This is a genomic window from Actinoplanes sp. NPDC051405, from assembly GCF_055586185.1.
Genome location: NZ_JBVJIR010000022.1, coordinates 170,061 through 183,342 on the forward strand (window position 1 = coordinate 170,061; position 13,282 = coordinate 183,342).

General features: G+C 71.7%; 17 protein-coding genes. 4 read left to right on the plus strand and 13 right to left on the minus strand.

Annotation, left to right across the window (positions count from 1 at the left end; all coding sequences use genetic code 11):
- Positions 1 to 58: 58 nt before the first annotated feature.
- Entirely contained in the window at positions 59 to 1,048 is a 990-nt protein-coding gene (locus ACZ6S4_RS37645) for a hypothetical protein (protein ID WP_465479485.1), read from the minus strand.
- A 124-nt stretch (positions 1,049 to 1,172) separates the two neighbouring features.
- Here ACZ6S4_RS37645 and ACZ6S4_RS37650 point away from each other — a divergent pair, with 124 nt between their 5' ends.
- Together ACZ6S4_RS37650 and ACZ6S4_RS37655 are read left to right on the plus strand one after the other, a co-directional pair.
- A complete protein-coding gene (locus tag ACZ6S4_RS37650; protein WP_465479486.1) occupies positions 1,173 to 1,844 on the plus strand; it encodes a DUF4232 domain-containing protein in 672 nt (223 codons plus the stop codon).
- Positions 1,845 to 1,870: 26 nt separating this feature from the next.
- Complete coding sequence (locus tag ACZ6S4_RS37655) at positions 1,871 to 2,191, plus strand: DUF6193 family natural product biosynthesis protein (protein WP_465479487.1); 321 nt, start codon at positions 1,871 to 1,873, stop codon at positions 2,189 to 2,191.
- Between the two features lie 51 nt (positions 2,192 to 2,242).
- Here ACZ6S4_RS37655 and ACZ6S4_RS37660 read toward each other — a convergent pair whose 3' ends face one another.
- The 11 genes from ACZ6S4_RS37660 to ACZ6S4_RS37710 form a co-directional block, all read right to left on the minus strand.
- Entirely contained in the window at positions 2,243 to 2,755 is a 513-nt protein-coding gene (locus ACZ6S4_RS37660) for a hypothetical protein (RefSeq protein WP_465479488.1), read from the minus strand.
- 69 nt (positions 2,756 to 2,824) lie between these two features.
- Complete coding sequence (locus ACZ6S4_RS37665) at positions 2,825 to 3,001, minus strand: hypothetical protein (protein WP_433730311.1); 177 nt, start codon at positions 2,999 to 3,001, stop codon at positions 2,825 to 2,827.
- A complete protein-coding gene (locus ACZ6S4_RS37670; protein ID WP_465479489.1) occupies positions 3,002 to 3,508 on the minus strand; it encodes a hypothetical protein in 507 nt (168 codons plus the stop codon).
- On the minus strand, positions 3,505 to 4,041 hold the full coding sequence (locus ACZ6S4_RS37675; RefSeq protein ID WP_465479490.1) for a hypothetical protein: 537 nt from the start codon (positions 4,039 to 4,041) through the stop codon (positions 3,505 to 3,507). The genes ACZ6S4_RS37670 and ACZ6S4_RS37675 overlap by 4 nt, the downstream gene beginning before the upstream one ends.
- Positions 4,038 to 4,610, minus strand: coding sequence for a MauE/DoxX family redox-associated membrane protein (locus ACZ6S4_RS37680; RefSeq protein WP_465479491.1), 573 nt, complete (start codon positions 4,608 to 4,610; stop codon positions 4,038 to 4,040). The genes ACZ6S4_RS37675 and ACZ6S4_RS37680 overlap by 4 nt, the downstream gene beginning before the upstream one ends.
- A 6-nt stretch (positions 4,611 to 4,616) precedes the next feature.
- Complete coding sequence (locus ACZ6S4_RS37685; RefSeq protein ID WP_465479492.1) at positions 4,617 to 5,351, minus strand: hypothetical protein; 735 nt, start codon at positions 5,349 to 5,351, stop codon at positions 4,617 to 4,619.
- A 132-nt stretch (positions 5,352 to 5,483) separates the two neighbouring features.
- On the minus strand, positions 5,484 to 6,554 hold the full coding sequence (locus ACZ6S4_RS37690) for a VWA domain-containing protein (protein WP_465479493.1): 1,071 nt from the start codon (positions 6,552 to 6,554) through the stop codon (positions 5,484 to 5,486).
- On the minus strand, positions 6,554 to 7,528 hold the full coding sequence (locus ACZ6S4_RS37695) for a vWA domain-containing protein (protein ID WP_465479494.1): 975 nt from the start codon (positions 7,526 to 7,528) through the stop codon (positions 6,554 to 6,556). The genes ACZ6S4_RS37690 and ACZ6S4_RS37695 overlap by 1 nt, the downstream gene beginning before the upstream one ends.
- Positions 7,525 to 8,409: a DUF58 domain-containing protein gene (locus ACZ6S4_RS37700; protein WP_465479495.1), complete on the minus strand. Its 885-nt coding sequence runs from the start codon at positions 8,407 to 8,409 to the stop codon at positions 7,525 to 7,527. The genes ACZ6S4_RS37695 and ACZ6S4_RS37700 overlap by 4 nt, the downstream gene beginning before the upstream one ends.
- Before the next feature lie 3 nt (positions 8,410 to 8,412).
- Positions 8,413 to 9,441, minus strand: coding sequence for an AAA family ATPase (locus ACZ6S4_RS37705; protein WP_465479496.1), 1,029 nt, complete (start codon positions 9,439 to 9,441; stop codon positions 8,413 to 8,415).
- A gap of 30 nt (positions 9,442 to 9,471) precedes the next feature.
- Positions 9,472 to 10,332, minus strand: a complete 861-nt coding sequence (locus ACZ6S4_RS37710; protein ID WP_465479497.1) for a S1C family serine protease — start codon at positions 10,330 to 10,332, stop codon at positions 9,472 to 9,474.
- Positions 10,333 to 10,462: 130 nt separating this feature from the next.
- Between ACZ6S4_RS37710 and ACZ6S4_RS37715 the strand changes: the two genes are divergently transcribed.
- Positions 10,463 to 11,698 carry a low temperature requirement protein A gene (locus ACZ6S4_RS37715; protein ID WP_465479498.1) on the plus strand — a complete coding sequence of 412 codons (1,236 nt, stop codon included), beginning with the start codon at positions 10,463 to 10,465 and terminating at the stop codon, positions 11,696 to 11,698.
- Between the two features lie 6 nt (positions 11,699 to 11,704).
- Here the strand turns inward: ACZ6S4_RS37715 and ACZ6S4_RS37720 are convergent, their stop codons facing one another.
- A complete protein-coding gene (locus ACZ6S4_RS37720; protein WP_465479499.1) occupies positions 11,705 to 12,067 on the minus strand; it encodes a hypothetical protein in 363 nt (120 codons plus the stop codon).
- 137 nt (positions 12,068 to 12,204) lie between these two features.
- Between ACZ6S4_RS37720 and ACZ6S4_RS37725 the strand changes: the two genes are divergently transcribed.
- A partial coding sequence (locus ACZ6S4_RS37725) for a hypothetical protein (protein WP_465479500.1) occupies positions 12,205 to 13,282 on the plus strand: 1,078 nt, incomplete at its 3' end.

The following is a 13,282-nucleotide window of genomic DNA, read 5'->3' on the forward strand; positions in this document are numbered from 1 at the left end:
GAACTGGCGCCCAGGTGAGGATGTCCGAGGGCACCGAGCGCAAGCCGCATCGAGAAGCTCAGTCGTGTGGCAGGAGCATGTCGGTCTTCTCCGGGTGGCCGGAGAAGCCGCCGTACACGCGGTTCGGGCCGGCGACAAGCGGGCCCACCCCAGCCGCGGTCAGCTTGCGGACGGTCGTACCGTCGTCGAAGCCGTTCTGGACGCAGCCGGCGTAGCGCATCGTGACCTCCGCCGTGCCGGTCGCGGATCGCACCAGCAGCACGATGATCTCGTCGCCGTGCGCCACCTCCGGTGCGCAGTCCACGGGGTTGTCCGGGCCGCCGCCGGCCGGTGCTGCGGCGATCTGCCGGATCTCGTTCGCGGCCGCCGCGCCGTCCAGGCGCAGGCTGGACAGCAGACGGGGCGAGGGCAGCCGCGCAGAGCTCACCTCCGGTACGGGATACTTGCAGACCGATATCGAGGTCACGCCCCGCATGGTCGCGATGTCTCCCGGCGGGGTGGGGCGCAGGTCCGGTCCGGTACTGATCCGGTGGCTGGTCGGGCAGCCGGCGTGGTCGACACTGACCCGATGCACGGTGGCGGCGATCCGGTCCCGCCACTCCTTCGGCGCCTGGATGATCACCTCGACACCGTCCCGTCGCACTGTCGTGCGGTCGCCCTCGTGGTCGGTGCCGTCGGCTTCATCCGTACGGTTGAAGCCGACCGTCCAGCCGGTGTTCGCGATCAGGAACTCGCCCGGCGGACCTTTGCGATCAGTGCCACAAGCGATGGCCGGGGTCGGAGCGCCGGGCCGGGAGACCGCGGGCGGATGGTTGCCGGGTTTGATGCACCACGCGTCCAAGCGGAGCGCCTGGTTGTCCCATCCCCAGTCACCGGGCACGCCGACCTGGACGCCGCCGAACGACTCCCAACGCCAGCCGGCCGGTGCCGTCGGCGCTGCCAGGTGCGCCGGCGTGGATGCCGCCGGAACAGGGTCCGCCGGGCGGGCGCACGCAGCCACCAGGCCCGCTGCCGTCACCATCGTGACCAACCTGACCAGGCTGCGCATTGCCCCTCCCTAGGGTCGAGTTGACGATCCAGGCGATCAGGCGCACGCGGAGCATCATCGGTTCCCACCGGCAGGTCTCACTGGTCAAAGGCACGAGTTGTCAGGGACGGCCAGAATGGTTCGGGTGATCACGATCCGGGGCCACCTCGTCATCGTTCCGCTGGCCTGTGCGGCGCTGCTCGTCGGCTGCGCCCGGCCGACAGACCCGTCCGCCTTCCCCGACCCGATGCCCTTCCCGTCCGGGTTGGCGACCCCGTCGGCGACCCCGGTGACGTGCCCGCCCGAGGGTGTCCGGTTCCAGGTGGGCGAGGGGGACGCCGCGATGGGGCTCCGGGTCCTCAGCATCACGTTGGTCAACTGCGGGTCACGGAGCTACCGGCTGAACGGCTACCCGGCCGTACGGCCTCTCGACGACGAGCGGTCAGAACAGAAAATCCGGATCCTGCACGGCGTCAAGGAGATCCTCGGTACGGCCATCCCGTGGGACAACCCGCCGAAGCCCGTGGTCCTTGAGCCGGGACAGCAGGCCGGCACAGCCGTGGCCTGGCGCAACACCTACGACGACATCCGGAAGCCACCGGTGACCGTGAAGTTCCTCGACATCGCCCCGCTGGCCGGGCGCCCGTCCCAGATCGTCGAACCCGGTGACGGCCTCGACCTGGGCAGCACCGGCCGGATGGGGATCAGCGCGTGGAGCGTCCTTCCGGACGGTGCTGTCACGGCGCACCCGAACGGCCGGCCTGTCCCCGGCACCTCCGCCTCGAAGCCGGTGGAAACCGGCGGCCCGCTGCTGTGAACGGAACTCGCTGAAAGGATGTCCGCATGGAGCAACCGGTTGACGCTGCGGAGGCTTGGCGGGAGCTTCTTCATGGCCGGCCGGCCTGGTGGTCGGACAATCCGGTCCTCCTGGCCGCCTCGGAGCACCCGGCGCTGCGGACCCTCTTCTGCTTTCCCACCCACGGAACGCTGAGGTTCTTCCGGTCCGCGTGGCGGTACCCGGACGCTCCCGCTGACGATCTGCCGATGATCGTTCTGGCCGGGCCGCCCTACAAGGTCTACACCGCCAGCTACGGACAGCTCATCGGTGAGGCCGCGACAGCACACGAGGTCGTCGAGCTACTCGTCGCGAGCCTGCCCGACTGACCGTCGTCAGGCGGTCGGGGTGCGACGTTCGACATCTGCAGGGCCCGGCCGTCAGCTGAACCACGCGACGGCCGAGGCCACTGTCACCGCGGCGGCGAGCACCGAGCCCAGCCGTTCGACGAGCCGAGCGGTGCCGGTCAGGTCCTGCGACCAGAACCGGTCCTCGGCCAGGATCGCCTGCAGCGGCCCGATCGAGCGTCCGAACCCGAAGGCCGCGCCGACCAGCACCACCTGGGTGAAGGAGGTCGACAGGCCCAGCATCATCGCGATCAGGATGTACGGCGACGCGGAGGTCACGAAGGTGCGCGTGCCGGAACCGAACTCCAGCCCGAAGCGGAGGAAGCCGCGGGCGTGGCTGCGGAAGAACACCTCCTGCGGGATGAGCTCCCGGCGCTGGGGCAGGTTCACCTTCTTGACGGACAGGTCATAGCCGGCGAGGGCGATCGCGGCCACCGCGACCACCAGCGCCGAGCCGGACGACGGCGTCCACGGCAGCAACGCGGCCAGCAGACCGACCGCCACCCCGGACAGGGCACCACCGGACATCAGCCCCACCAGGAACACCGCCCAGAGCGGAATCGCACTTCTCCGGCCCCCACCTGAGGCCCGCAGCGCCCAGGCGCTGTTCAGGCCTCAAACGGAGCCGGACAGTGACACCCCCGCGGCGGCGGCCACAGTGGAGATCGCCCAGGGCAGGTTGCCGTTGACGAGAAGCGCCGACGTCAGCCCGCCCAGCAGCACGATGGCGGTGAGCGGTGCGGTGAGGAGCCGCCGCAGAGCGACCTGCGGCCGGTACGGCCCGACGGACATCTACACCGACCACGGGCAGATGGTCTTCACTGTGCCCGTCGAGTTCGTGTAGCGGTAGCCGTCCGAGCAGCGGTACGTATTCCCGTCGCTGAACCGCCACCGCCACGAGTCGTAGGTGCCGTTCCAGCACTGGTCCGGCCGCTGGCTGTACTCGACCGGCCGCACCTCGCCGGTCCGGTGCCACCCTCTCCGGTTGCCTCCGCTGTTCGCGGCGGTCCAGCAGCACGCCGTGCACACCAGGGACGGACCGCACTTGATGCCGTTCTCCGTGTGTCGGCTGGCGTAGTTGCCGGACGCGCACGGGCCGGTCGACGCGTTGGTCCAGTCCTGGAAGTACGCGGCCTTGGCCACCGCGGAGTTCACCACTTCGAGGGTGCTGAACGCCGCTCCGGTCACCACCGCGACACCGGTACGGAGAACAGCCCGGCGGCTCGCGGCCGGGGTGCGCAGACGTGCCTTGGCGACGTTCTCGTCGGTCACCGGGATGTCGGCATAGGACATGGTCATGTTCGGGCTCCTTCCCGTCGGGCCGCGTTCGCGACCGCGGGTTGCTGGGTCAGCCAATGCTTGATGTCGAATGAGCCGACGACCATCGCCGAGTCGACGATGGTGCCGTCCGGCCCGAGCCGGACCAGGTAGGGCGTGGCCGGGATCCGCATGATTTGGAAGAGAGCCTGTGCGGAGGTCCGGTGCACCCACCCGGACGGCACCTCGAGCGGGCCCAAGGTCGACTCCCGGACCGCCACGGCGACGCGGAAATCGGCCGGATCCGCCGCGACGATGCCGTCGACAGCGGTCTGGCAGGTGGCACAGGAGGTGGAGGCGAACAACACCAACACTTCCCCGGGCCCGCCGGCGAGTTCGCCGAGGTGCTGGTCCAGGGGCAGCCGCAGCCCGCGGACCGGTTCGACGACCGGCTCCGCGGTCACGGTGCCGCGCGAGCTGAGCTGCTCGACCCGGCGCAGCAGCCCCGCGGTGGCCAGGGCGAGCAGAACTATGGCGATCCAGGCGAGCACCAGGGCAGCCGTCGTGGTGGTCATGCTGATCCGATCAGGTCGTCGGGACGGGACTCGGTTGTCTCCAACCGGCGAGCGGAGGCGAGGATCACCAGCAGGATCGCGAAGGTGAGACCGGCCGCAGCGGCCAGCAGGCCACGGGCATCGGCGTGCAGGGCCACGGCGCCGGCATCCAGAGCAGCGACACCGGCTGCCGACGCGCCGGACAACAGCCCCAGACCGATCGCGCGGGCGATCGCCGAACGACCGACCGGAACCTCAGCGGGACCGCATCCACAAGGGACGCCCGCGTTCCCCGCTTGCACGACCCGGGCCAGATACCCGGCGAAGGCCAGGTAGAGGGCGGCCTGCCCGAGCAGGAACGCGATGAGGCCCGTGCTGTTCGATGTCGCGACGGCTGCGAAGGTCCCGGTGGCGACGAGCACCTCCAGCAGCGGAAGGCCGGTGCCGATCAGCAGGCCCGCTCGCGGTCCGGCCACGCCGTGCGCCCGCAGTCGCGAGCGGAAGGTGGCGTTCCCGGCCAGGTGCTGGATGCCCGCGGCCAGCAGGATCAGGCTGGTGCTCAGGATCGCGACGAGGACGAAGAGTTCCACGCCGGGTCAGCGCGGGGCCGGGCGTACGGTCACACTCGAGCCGAGTGCGGCCACCTCGTCGAGATCCCGCCCGGATGGGCTCAGGATGTAGACGACGTGGTCCGCAGCGCTCAGCACCAGGTATTCCTGCTGCTCGGCACTGCCCTGTCGGGACAGGTAGCCGCCGTCGACCGCCACGCCGGAGCGGGAAGGCTTGATGCTTTTGAAGGCCGGCCGGATGTCCAGCAGACTGGACTGGCCGGACTGCAACGTCACCCCGAGCACGATGTTGGCCTGGCGGTCGGGTGACCAGGTGGCCCGGGTCGGGCGTACGGTCAGGCCCGCGCTCGTCGCGGTGATCTGCAGATCGCCCAGCCAACCGGCGAGCTTCTCCAGTGACATGGTGACCGGCACCGAGCCCAGCAGCACTCGCTCGCCCACCTTGATCCCGAAACAGGTTCCACCGCCCGCGGCGGCGTCGATCCGCGCGATTGCCACCGGCCATCCGGTGGCGAGGGTGATCTCGCCGTCCGGAACCGCCGACCCGGCCTCGAAGTATTCCGGCAGCATGGCCGCGCTGGAGTCGTTCAGCTCGACTTCGATATCGCCGAATTTGAGGACGGCGAAGCTGGAGCAGACTCCGGCCCCGGACGCCACCTTCGGAAAGGAAACCTCCACGTCAGCCAGGTCCGGCTTCAGGAAGGCATAACGCTTCGTAATCGCTGCCATCTTAACTCCCCGGTCGTTAAGGCGCGATGTCATGGGCCGGTAGGGACGCTATCCGCAGCAGTAAACTAATTCAAGCAGTTCAATTTCTCCGGAGTGGACACTGCGTCAAATTGGACACCGAATAAGACGCAGAAAGGTCAGACACAATGGTTGATCGAAATCGCGCTAGAGGGAACGGCGACGGACGGCAGGCCCCCGGTTCCACCACAGCGACAGTCCCAGCCCGGCGAACACCAGCAGCGTCCCGGCGAGCACGAACCACGCGGTGATCTCCACGTCCTCGCGGCGCAGGCCGATCTCGCTCGGCAGGTCGCCCAGGACGTCGCTCAGCTGCTCCGCGTCCTCGGCCTGGAAGTAGCGGCCGCCCGTCAGGTCGGCCACCTGGGTCAGCGCCTCCTCGTCGATCTGCGGGTTGCGGCCGCCGCCTCCGCCGAAGCCCTGCGGGTCGCCGCGCATCGGCGATCCGCTGCCCACCTGCTCCGGCGTGCAGACCATCTGGCTCGGGTTCGTGGTGCCGAAGCCGATCGTGAAGACCCGCAGCCGCCGGGCCGCGGCCTGCTCAGCGGCCGTCACCGGGTCGACGCCGCGGGTGTTGGCGCCGTCGGTGAGGATCACGATCGTGTCCGGCTCGTAGTCGGTGACGGTTTGTCCCGGTGGGCCGTCGCCCAGGTCGACGCCGGTGGCCGGCACGTCCGGGTTCACCTCGGCCACCGCGTCGATCGAGGTCAGGATCGCCTGGCCGATGGCCGTACCGCGGGCTGTGGTCAGGCCGTCGATCGCCTTCAGCAGGGCCTGCTGGTCGGTGGTCGGCGGGACCAGCAGGGCCGCGATGCCGGAGAACGCCACCAGGCCGATCGGGGTCCGGCCGTCCTGGTCCTCGACGAACTTCCTGGCCGCCTCGGTCGCCGCGGTCAGCCTGTTCGGGGCCACATCCGTCGCGCACATCGAGCCGGACACGTCGATGGCCAGCATGATGGTGCTCTCGGTCGACGGCACGGTCAGGGACGCCTGCGGGCGGGTCAGCGCGCCGGCCAGAGCCAGCAGGCCGGTCAGGAACAGGATCACCGGGATCCGTCGCCGCCACTGCGACCGGCCGGGCAGGGCCGCGCGGATGAGCGCGACGCTCGACACGCGAAGGGCCGCGCGCTTGCGTCGCTTGTCGGCCCACCAGCGGGCCAGCAGCAGCACCGGGACCACGAGCAGGGCGGCCAGCGCCCACGGCCAGCTCAGCGACATCAGACGATCCTTCCGTGCCAGCGGATCATCAGCAGCGCGCCGGCCGCGAGCAACAGCAGGGCGAGTCCGGCGACCGGGCCGGTGAGTTCGACCGGTTCCTTGCGGCTGGTCAGCTTCAGGTCGATCGACCTGGTCGAGGCGGCCAGCGCGCCGGAGTCCCCCGCCGTCAGGTAGGTGCCGCCGGTGGCGTCAGCCAGGCCCCGCAGCACCTGCTCGTTCAGCTTGGTCGCGAGCTGGTAGCCCTCGACCTGCACGGTGGCGCCGGCGGTGGTGCCGACGCCGACGGTCTGGATGCGTACCCCGGCCGCGGCGGCCAGGTCCGCTGCCGCCTCGGCCCGCGCGGGGTCTCCGGTGTCCTCGCCGTCGGAGAGGACCACCACGCTCGCCGATCCCCAGTAGCCCAGCTGCGGTGATGGCGCGCCGTCCTCGGGCAGGGTCACCGGCTTGCCGGTGATCGTGGTCAGCGCGGCCAGGATGGCCTGCCCGAGCGACGTGCCGCCGGTCGCGGTCAGCCGGTTGATCGCGGCCAGCGCCGCCGCGTGGTCGTCGGTGGGCGTCTGCGTGGTCAGCGCCTGGTCGCCGAAGACGACGACGCCGATGTCCACCGTGTCCGGTTGCTCCTCGACAAAGCTCGTCGCCGCGGCCTGGGCGGCGGCCAGCCTGCTCGGCGCCACGTCCTTGGCCGCCATGCTGTTGGAGACGTCGAAGACCAGCACGACCGTGCCCGAGACGCGCGGCACGTCGATCGTGGCCTGCGGCCGGGCGAGACCGCCCAGCAGCAGCGGCAGGGCCGCCAGCAGCAACACGTACGGCAGGTGCCGGCGCACGGCCGCACGGCGCGATCCACCCGGACCACCGACCCCGAACGCGGCCAGCGCGGCGGTGCGGCGGCGTTGCAGGACCAGGTACGCCCACACGGCACCCGCCGTGACCACCACCGCCACCACCAGCATGAACGGATACCGCACGGTCACCGCCGTCCCGACTGCAGCACGAGGCCGACCAGCGCCCGCAGCAGGTCCTGGTCCGTGGTGATCCGGTGCGGGCGGACCCCGGCCCGGCGCATGCCCTCGGTCACCGCCTGCTCGTGAGCGTCGACCTGCTCGGCCAGCCGGCGGCGCAGCAACGGGTCGCTGGAGTCGACGATCAGCTGCTCCCCGGTCTCGGCGTCCTCGACCAGCACCAGGCCCACGTCGGGCAGGTCCAGCTCGGCCGGGTCGACGATCCGGACGGCCACCACCTCATGCCGGTGGGTCAGCATCCCCAGCGGCCGGTCCCAGCCCGGGTCGCCGATGAAGTCCGAGACCACGAAGACCAGGCTGCGGCGCACCGAGGTGGTGGCAGCGGCCAGCCGCAGCATCGCGGCGAGGTCGGTCGTCGCGCCCGGCCCGGTCGCCGGCTGAGGCCTGGTGAGCTCGTGCGCGAGCCGCAGGATCTGGTTGCGTCCGGTGCGCGGCGGGATGATCTGGTGCGCCCGGTTGTCGTACAGGATCGCGCCGATCCGGTTGCCGCCCTGGGTGAGCAGCCGGGCCAGGGCGACGACCAGCTCGGCCGAGACCGAGTCCTTGCCGTGCCCCTCCGCGCCGAAACGCATCGACGCCGAACGGTCCAGCACCAGCCAGGCCGTCATGTCCCGGTCCTCGGAGTACTGCCGCACGAACGGCTCGTCGAGGCGCGCGGTGACGTTCCAGTCGATGTGCCGGACGTCGTCCTCGGGCGTGTACGTGCGCAGGTCGGTGAAGTCGGTGCCGGCGCCGTGCCACAACGTGCGGTACGCGCCCTGCAGCCGGCCGTCGAGGCGGCGCACCACCTGCCATTCCAGGCGGCGCAGCAACCGGTCGGTGGCGGTGGCCATCGCTCAGCGGCCCCGGCCGGCGGGATCCGGGATCGGCAGCGCCGCCAGGATCTTCTGCAGGACGGCATCGGCCGTCACGTCGTCGGACAGCGCCTCGTAGGACAGCACGAGCCGGTGCCGCAGCACGTCGAGGGCCAGGTCGGTCAGGTCCTGCGGGACGACGTAGTCCCGGCCGCGGATGAACGCCAGGGCCCGGGCGGCCAGCACCAGGCTGATCGAGGCGCGCGGGCTGGCCCCGAAGGTGACGTACCGGGCCAGGTCGGCCAGGCCCACCGTGCCCGGCTCGCGGCTGGCGTGGGCGAGGCTGACCGCGTACTCGATGAGCGACGGGTCGATGTAGACCCGGTCGACGTCGCCCTGCATGGCCACCAGCGTGTCCGGGTCGATGATCCGCACGATCGCCGCGGCCGGGCCGATCGCCCGCTCGACGACGACGAACTCCTCGGTGGCGCTGGGGTAGCCCACGACGACCTTCATCATGAACCGGTCGACCTGCGCCTCGGGCAGCGGATAGGTGCCCTCGGACTCGATCGGGTTCTGGGTGGCCATCACCAGGAACGGCAGCGGCACCCGGTGGGTCTCGCGGCCGATGGTGACCTGCTGCTCCTGCATCACCTCGAGCAGGGCGCTCTGCACCTTGGCCGGGGCCCGGTTGATCTCGTCGGCCAGCAGCAGGTTGGTGAACACCGGGCCCAGTGAGACCTGGAACTCGCCGGTCGGCTGGTGGTAGATGCGGGTGCCGAGGATGTCGGCGGGCACCAGGTCGGGGGTGAACTGCACCCGGTGGAACTGCCCGCCGATGGCCTCGGCCAGCGACTTGACGGCCAGCGTCTTGGCCAGCCCCGGCACGCCTTCGACCAGGATGTGCCCGCGGGCCAGCAGGGCGACCAGCAGCCGTTCGATCAGGACGTCCTGCCCGACGATGACCTTCTTGACCTCGTAGAGCACCTGCTCCACCGGTCCGGCCGGGGAGCCGCCCGGGGACTGGCGGCCGCCGTCGGTCCAGTCCTGGCCGCGTACCGGTGAATTCATGGAACCGTCCTCGGGAATCGGTGGGCGTGGTCAGAGCGGAAGAGCTGGTCCGTCGCCGGGGCCGTCGCCGCCGAGGGCGGTGCCGATCGGCACGGCGAAGCCGATGCCGATGAACGTCCCGGCGTCGGTCGGGTTGGCCAGGGCGACGATGACGCCGACCACCTCGCCCCGGGTGTTGATCAGCGGCCCGCCGGAGCTGCCCGGGTTGACCGCCGCGTCGAACTGGATGAGCCCGGTCAGGTCGGCGGTCCGGCCCCGGCCGACCGAGCGGTCGAGCCCGGAGACGACCCCGGCGGTGGTGCTGTTGCGCAGGCCGAGCTGGTTGCCGACGGCGACCACGGCGTCGCCCACTCCCAGCCCCGCGCCGCCGAGCACGGCCGGCACGACCACCGAGGGCAGCTTGCTGACCGTGAGCGTCGCGATGTCGTTGGCGGCCTCGGCGGTGGCGACCTCGGCCGCCGAGCGGGTGCCGTCGGCGAAGGTCACCTGGATGGCGGTCGCGCCCTCGACGACGTGCAGCGCGGTGAGCACCGTGCCGTCCGCGTTGACGACCACGCCGGTGCCGGTGGCGGCCTCGGCGGCGGAGGTGCCGCCCTCGACGCCCCGCGCGACGGCGGAGGAACCACCGGTGGCCTGGATGAACACCACCGATGGCAGCAGCGTCTCGTAGACCTGCGGGACGGTGAGGGCGGTGGCCGAGGCCGAAGGGCTGGGCGCCGCGGCGACCGGTGCCGGATCACCGGCGGACCCCCAGCGGAAGAAGATCGCGGCGGTGAGCGCCAATGCGGCGACAATCGCTGCCCAGGGCAGCAGGCGACGGTTCCCGTACGCGCGCCAGGGCCGCCTGCGGGTCCGTTCCGGCTCACTGCCGCCCGTGAGGTCGATGACCATCACCCCAGGCTAGGCCGCCCACCTCAAAGATCCATGTGAGTGGCCCGAGCGTGCCGACCGTGCACATACGGGTATGACCGGACACTCCCGGGGTAGTTCGAGCGCACGGCAACACGGCGTTGGAGGCCCAGTGACGAACGCAGAGGACCAGCTCGGCCAGGACGAGCGTGAGCGCCTCGACGAGGAGGAGGCCGAACAGGTCGAACCCGTCCGGCCGCCCGACCTCAACCAGGAGTCGAACCGCTCGGCGACCCGCCTCGAGCTCTTCTTCGACCTGGCCTTCGTGCTGTTCGTCGCCCGCTGCGCCGACGTGCTGGCCAAGGACGAGACCTGGCACGGCGCCGCGGTGTTCGCCGCGTTGCTCTCGGTGGGCTGGTGGGCGTGGGCCAGCACCACCCTGTACGCCAACCGGTTCGACACCGACGACGCGGTGTTCCGGCTGATCACCCTGGCCGCCATGGTCGGGGTGGTGGCGATGGCGGCCGCGGTGGACAAGATCGACGAGCCCACCGGGCGCTGGTTCGTCATCGGCTACGTCATCATCCGGCTGGCGCTGATCGCCGGCTACGTACGGGCCTGGTGGCACGTGCCCAAGGCCCGCTCGACGGCCCGCCTGTACCTGATCGGGCACGGGCTGGGCGCGGCGATCTGGCTGGTCTCGCTGGCCGTACCGGCCCCGGCGCGGTACGTGCTGTGGGGCGTCGGCGTGTTCGCGGACCTGGTGTGGCCGACCGCCGCGGCCCGGTTGAAGGATGCCGTCCCGCTGCACCTGGAGCACCTGCCGGAACGCTTCGGGCTGTTCGTCATCCTGGTGCTCGGCGAGTCCGTGGCCGCGGTGGTGACCGGCCTGCACGACGGCGAGTGGAAGCCGGCCGTGGTCGTCACGGCGGTGGCGGCGTTCGTGGTGGCGGCGGCGCTGTGGTGGATCTACTTCGACCTGTCCGGCGGCGCGGCCAAACGCCGGCTCGCCGCCGAGGGGGATCACGCGACCAAGCACGGCGTGCACGACTTCTACGTGTACGTGCACCTGCCGCTCGCCGTCTCGCTGGCGGCGGTCGCGGTCGGGCTCGAACACGCGGTGCTGCACGGGGCCGACGACCACCTCACCGCCGGGACGAGGTGGGTGCTGGGCATCGCCACCGCCGGCTACCTGCTCAGCGCGGCGGTGATGCAGGGCCAGCTGGGCCAGCGGATCCGCGGGGCCGTGATCTGGCCCGGCGCCGGCGTACCGCTGGCCCTGCTGATCGCTCTGCTCGACCTCTCCCCCGCCGTCACCGTCGGCCTGTTCGCGGCGCTCACGGTGGCGGGCGTGCTGACCGGCTTCGCGCTGCACCGCTCCGGTGAGGTCCGTACCGCCAAGGTCTGAGGAGGGTCAGGCCGGGACGGCCGCGGGCCGGCGCAGCCGGGTGGCGACCAGCGCCACCGCGACCAGGGTGATCACGATGCCGACCGCGGCGGCGGCGACCGCGGGAGCGGGCACGTCGTCGACGAAGAATGCCGGCAGCGCGGTCATGGCGGACAGGAGCCGGGAGACGACGATCGCGATGACCGCGCCGCGGTTGCCCCGCCACGCCGGGACCAGGGCGGCGACGGTGATCAGGCCGAGCGCGGCGCCGACGGCGGCCACCTCGACCGGCGGCGTCTCGCCGTTGCCGACCAGCAGCGTGATGATGTCGCCCAGGCCGAGCAGGCCGGCGATGACGAGTCCGGTGACGAAGCCCTTCGAACGGTGCATGGTTTCCTCCGAGTGTGCGGAATGCGATGCCCAGCAGTCTCCGGCCGGGCCCCGCCGCGCCGGATCCGTGCTGCCGCCGGTCGTTTCTCCGTGCTGGCACGTATCCGTTGCCGCCCCCGCGGCCCTACGGTGAGGACATGCAGGTCAGACCGCTCATCGCGTACGGGATCGCCGGGGTGGCCGTCGTCGTGGCCGCGGCCGGCGGGGTGTTCGCCCACCTGGCCGGCGACCCCGGCGCCGTGGCCTATGTCGTGGTCGCGACGGTCCTCGGCCTGGTGTCGGTGGGCCTCGGTGTGGTGGTGGCGGTCCGCCGGCCGGGCAACATCGTCGGTGCCCTGCTCACCTGGGTGGGGCTGCTGCCGATCGGGATGGCCGCCAGTGACGTCTACGTCGAGGCGGTGGCCCAGCGCCCGGACGTGGTCCCGGTCTCGGCCGTGCTGGTCGCCCTGCACGCCGGCGACTGGATGTTCCTCTACGTGCCGCCCGCCCTGCTCGCCCTGACCTTCCCGGACGGGAGGGTGCCGGGCCGGCGGTGGCGGTGGGTGGGGATCGGGCTGATCGCCGTACCGGTTGCCTTCACCGTGCTGGTGGCGTTCGACCCGGCGCCGTTCCCGGCGCCCTTCACCGGCCTGCCGCACGTGCTGAGCGCCGGTGGCCTGGAACCGGAGCTGATGGTCGCGGGCCTGGCGCTGCTGCCGGTCTTCCTCGGCCTGCTGGTCGCCACCGCCGTGTCGATGGTGACCCGCCACCGCCGCGAGCGCGATCCGGTGCGCCGGGCCCAGATCAAGTGGTTCGCGCTGGGCGCCCTTTTCATTCCGGCCACCCTGGTGCTGTGCTGGGTCAGCTACCTGTTCCTGGACGGTCCCGACCTGGTCCTGCTCGGGCTCGCGGCCACCTACGTCGCCATCCCGGCGGCCACGGCGATCGCGGTGCTGCGCCACGATCTGTACGACGTGGACCGGGCGCTCAGCGCCACCGTCACGTACGGCATCGTCACCACCGCGCTGCTCGCCTTCTACACTGCCGCGACGTTCCTGGCCGGCGTCGCCCTGGGCCGGGAGTCGGCGGTGGGGGGGGGGGGGGGGGGGGGGGGGGGGGGGGGGGGGGGGGGGGGGGCGGTGGGCGGTTGTGGGGGGGGGGGGGGGGGGGTGGGGGTGGTCCGTCGTTTGGGGGGGGGAGGCCGTGGCGAACGAGAAAAGAAGCAAACGCCCGGCC

Coding starts and splice junctions, on each gene's coding strand:
- ACZ6S4_RS37700 (WP_465479495.1), bottom strand. CDS start 8,409: ATGGCCACCGCCACCGACCGGTTGCTGCGCCGCCTGGAATGGCAGGTG.
- ACZ6S4_RS37690 (WP_465479493.1), bottom strand. CDS start 6,554: ATGTCGCTGAGCTGGCCGTGGGCGCTGGCCGCCCTGCTCGTGGTCCCG.
- ACZ6S4_RS37645 (WP_465479485.1), bottom strand. CDS start 1,048: ATGCGCAGCCTGGTCAGGTTGGTCACGATGGTGACGGCAGCGGGCCTG.
- ACZ6S4_RS37710 (WP_465479497.1), bottom strand. CDS start 10,332: ATGGTCATCGACCTCACGGGCGGCAGTGAGCCGGAACGGACCCGCAGG.
- ACZ6S4_RS37685 (WP_465479492.1), bottom strand. CDS start 5,351: ATGACATCGCGCCTTAACGACCGGGGAGTTAAGATGGCAGCGATTACG.
- ACZ6S4_RS37720 (WP_465479499.1), bottom strand. CDS start 12,067: ATGCACCGTTCGAAGGGCTTCGTCACCGGACTCGTCATCGCCGGCCTG.
- ACZ6S4_RS37675 (WP_465479490.1), bottom strand. CDS start 4,041: ATGACCACCACGACGGCTGCCCTGGTGCTCGCCTGGATCGCCATAGTT.
- ACZ6S4_RS37670 (WP_465479489.1), bottom strand. CDS start 3,508: ATGACCATGTCCTATGCCGACATCCCGGTGACCGACGAGAACGTCGCC.
- ACZ6S4_RS37705 (WP_465479496.1), bottom strand. CDS start 9,441: ATGAATTCACCGGTACGCGGCCAGGACTGGACCGACGGCGGCCGCCAG.
- ACZ6S4_RS37665 (WP_433730311.1), bottom strand. CDS start 3,001: ATGTCCGTCGGGCCGTACCGGCCGCAGGTCGCTCTGCGGCGGCTCCTC.
- ACZ6S4_RS37655 (WP_465479487.1), top strand. CDS start 1,871: ATGGAGCAACCGGTTGACGCTGCGGAGGCTTGGCGGGAGCTTCTTCAT.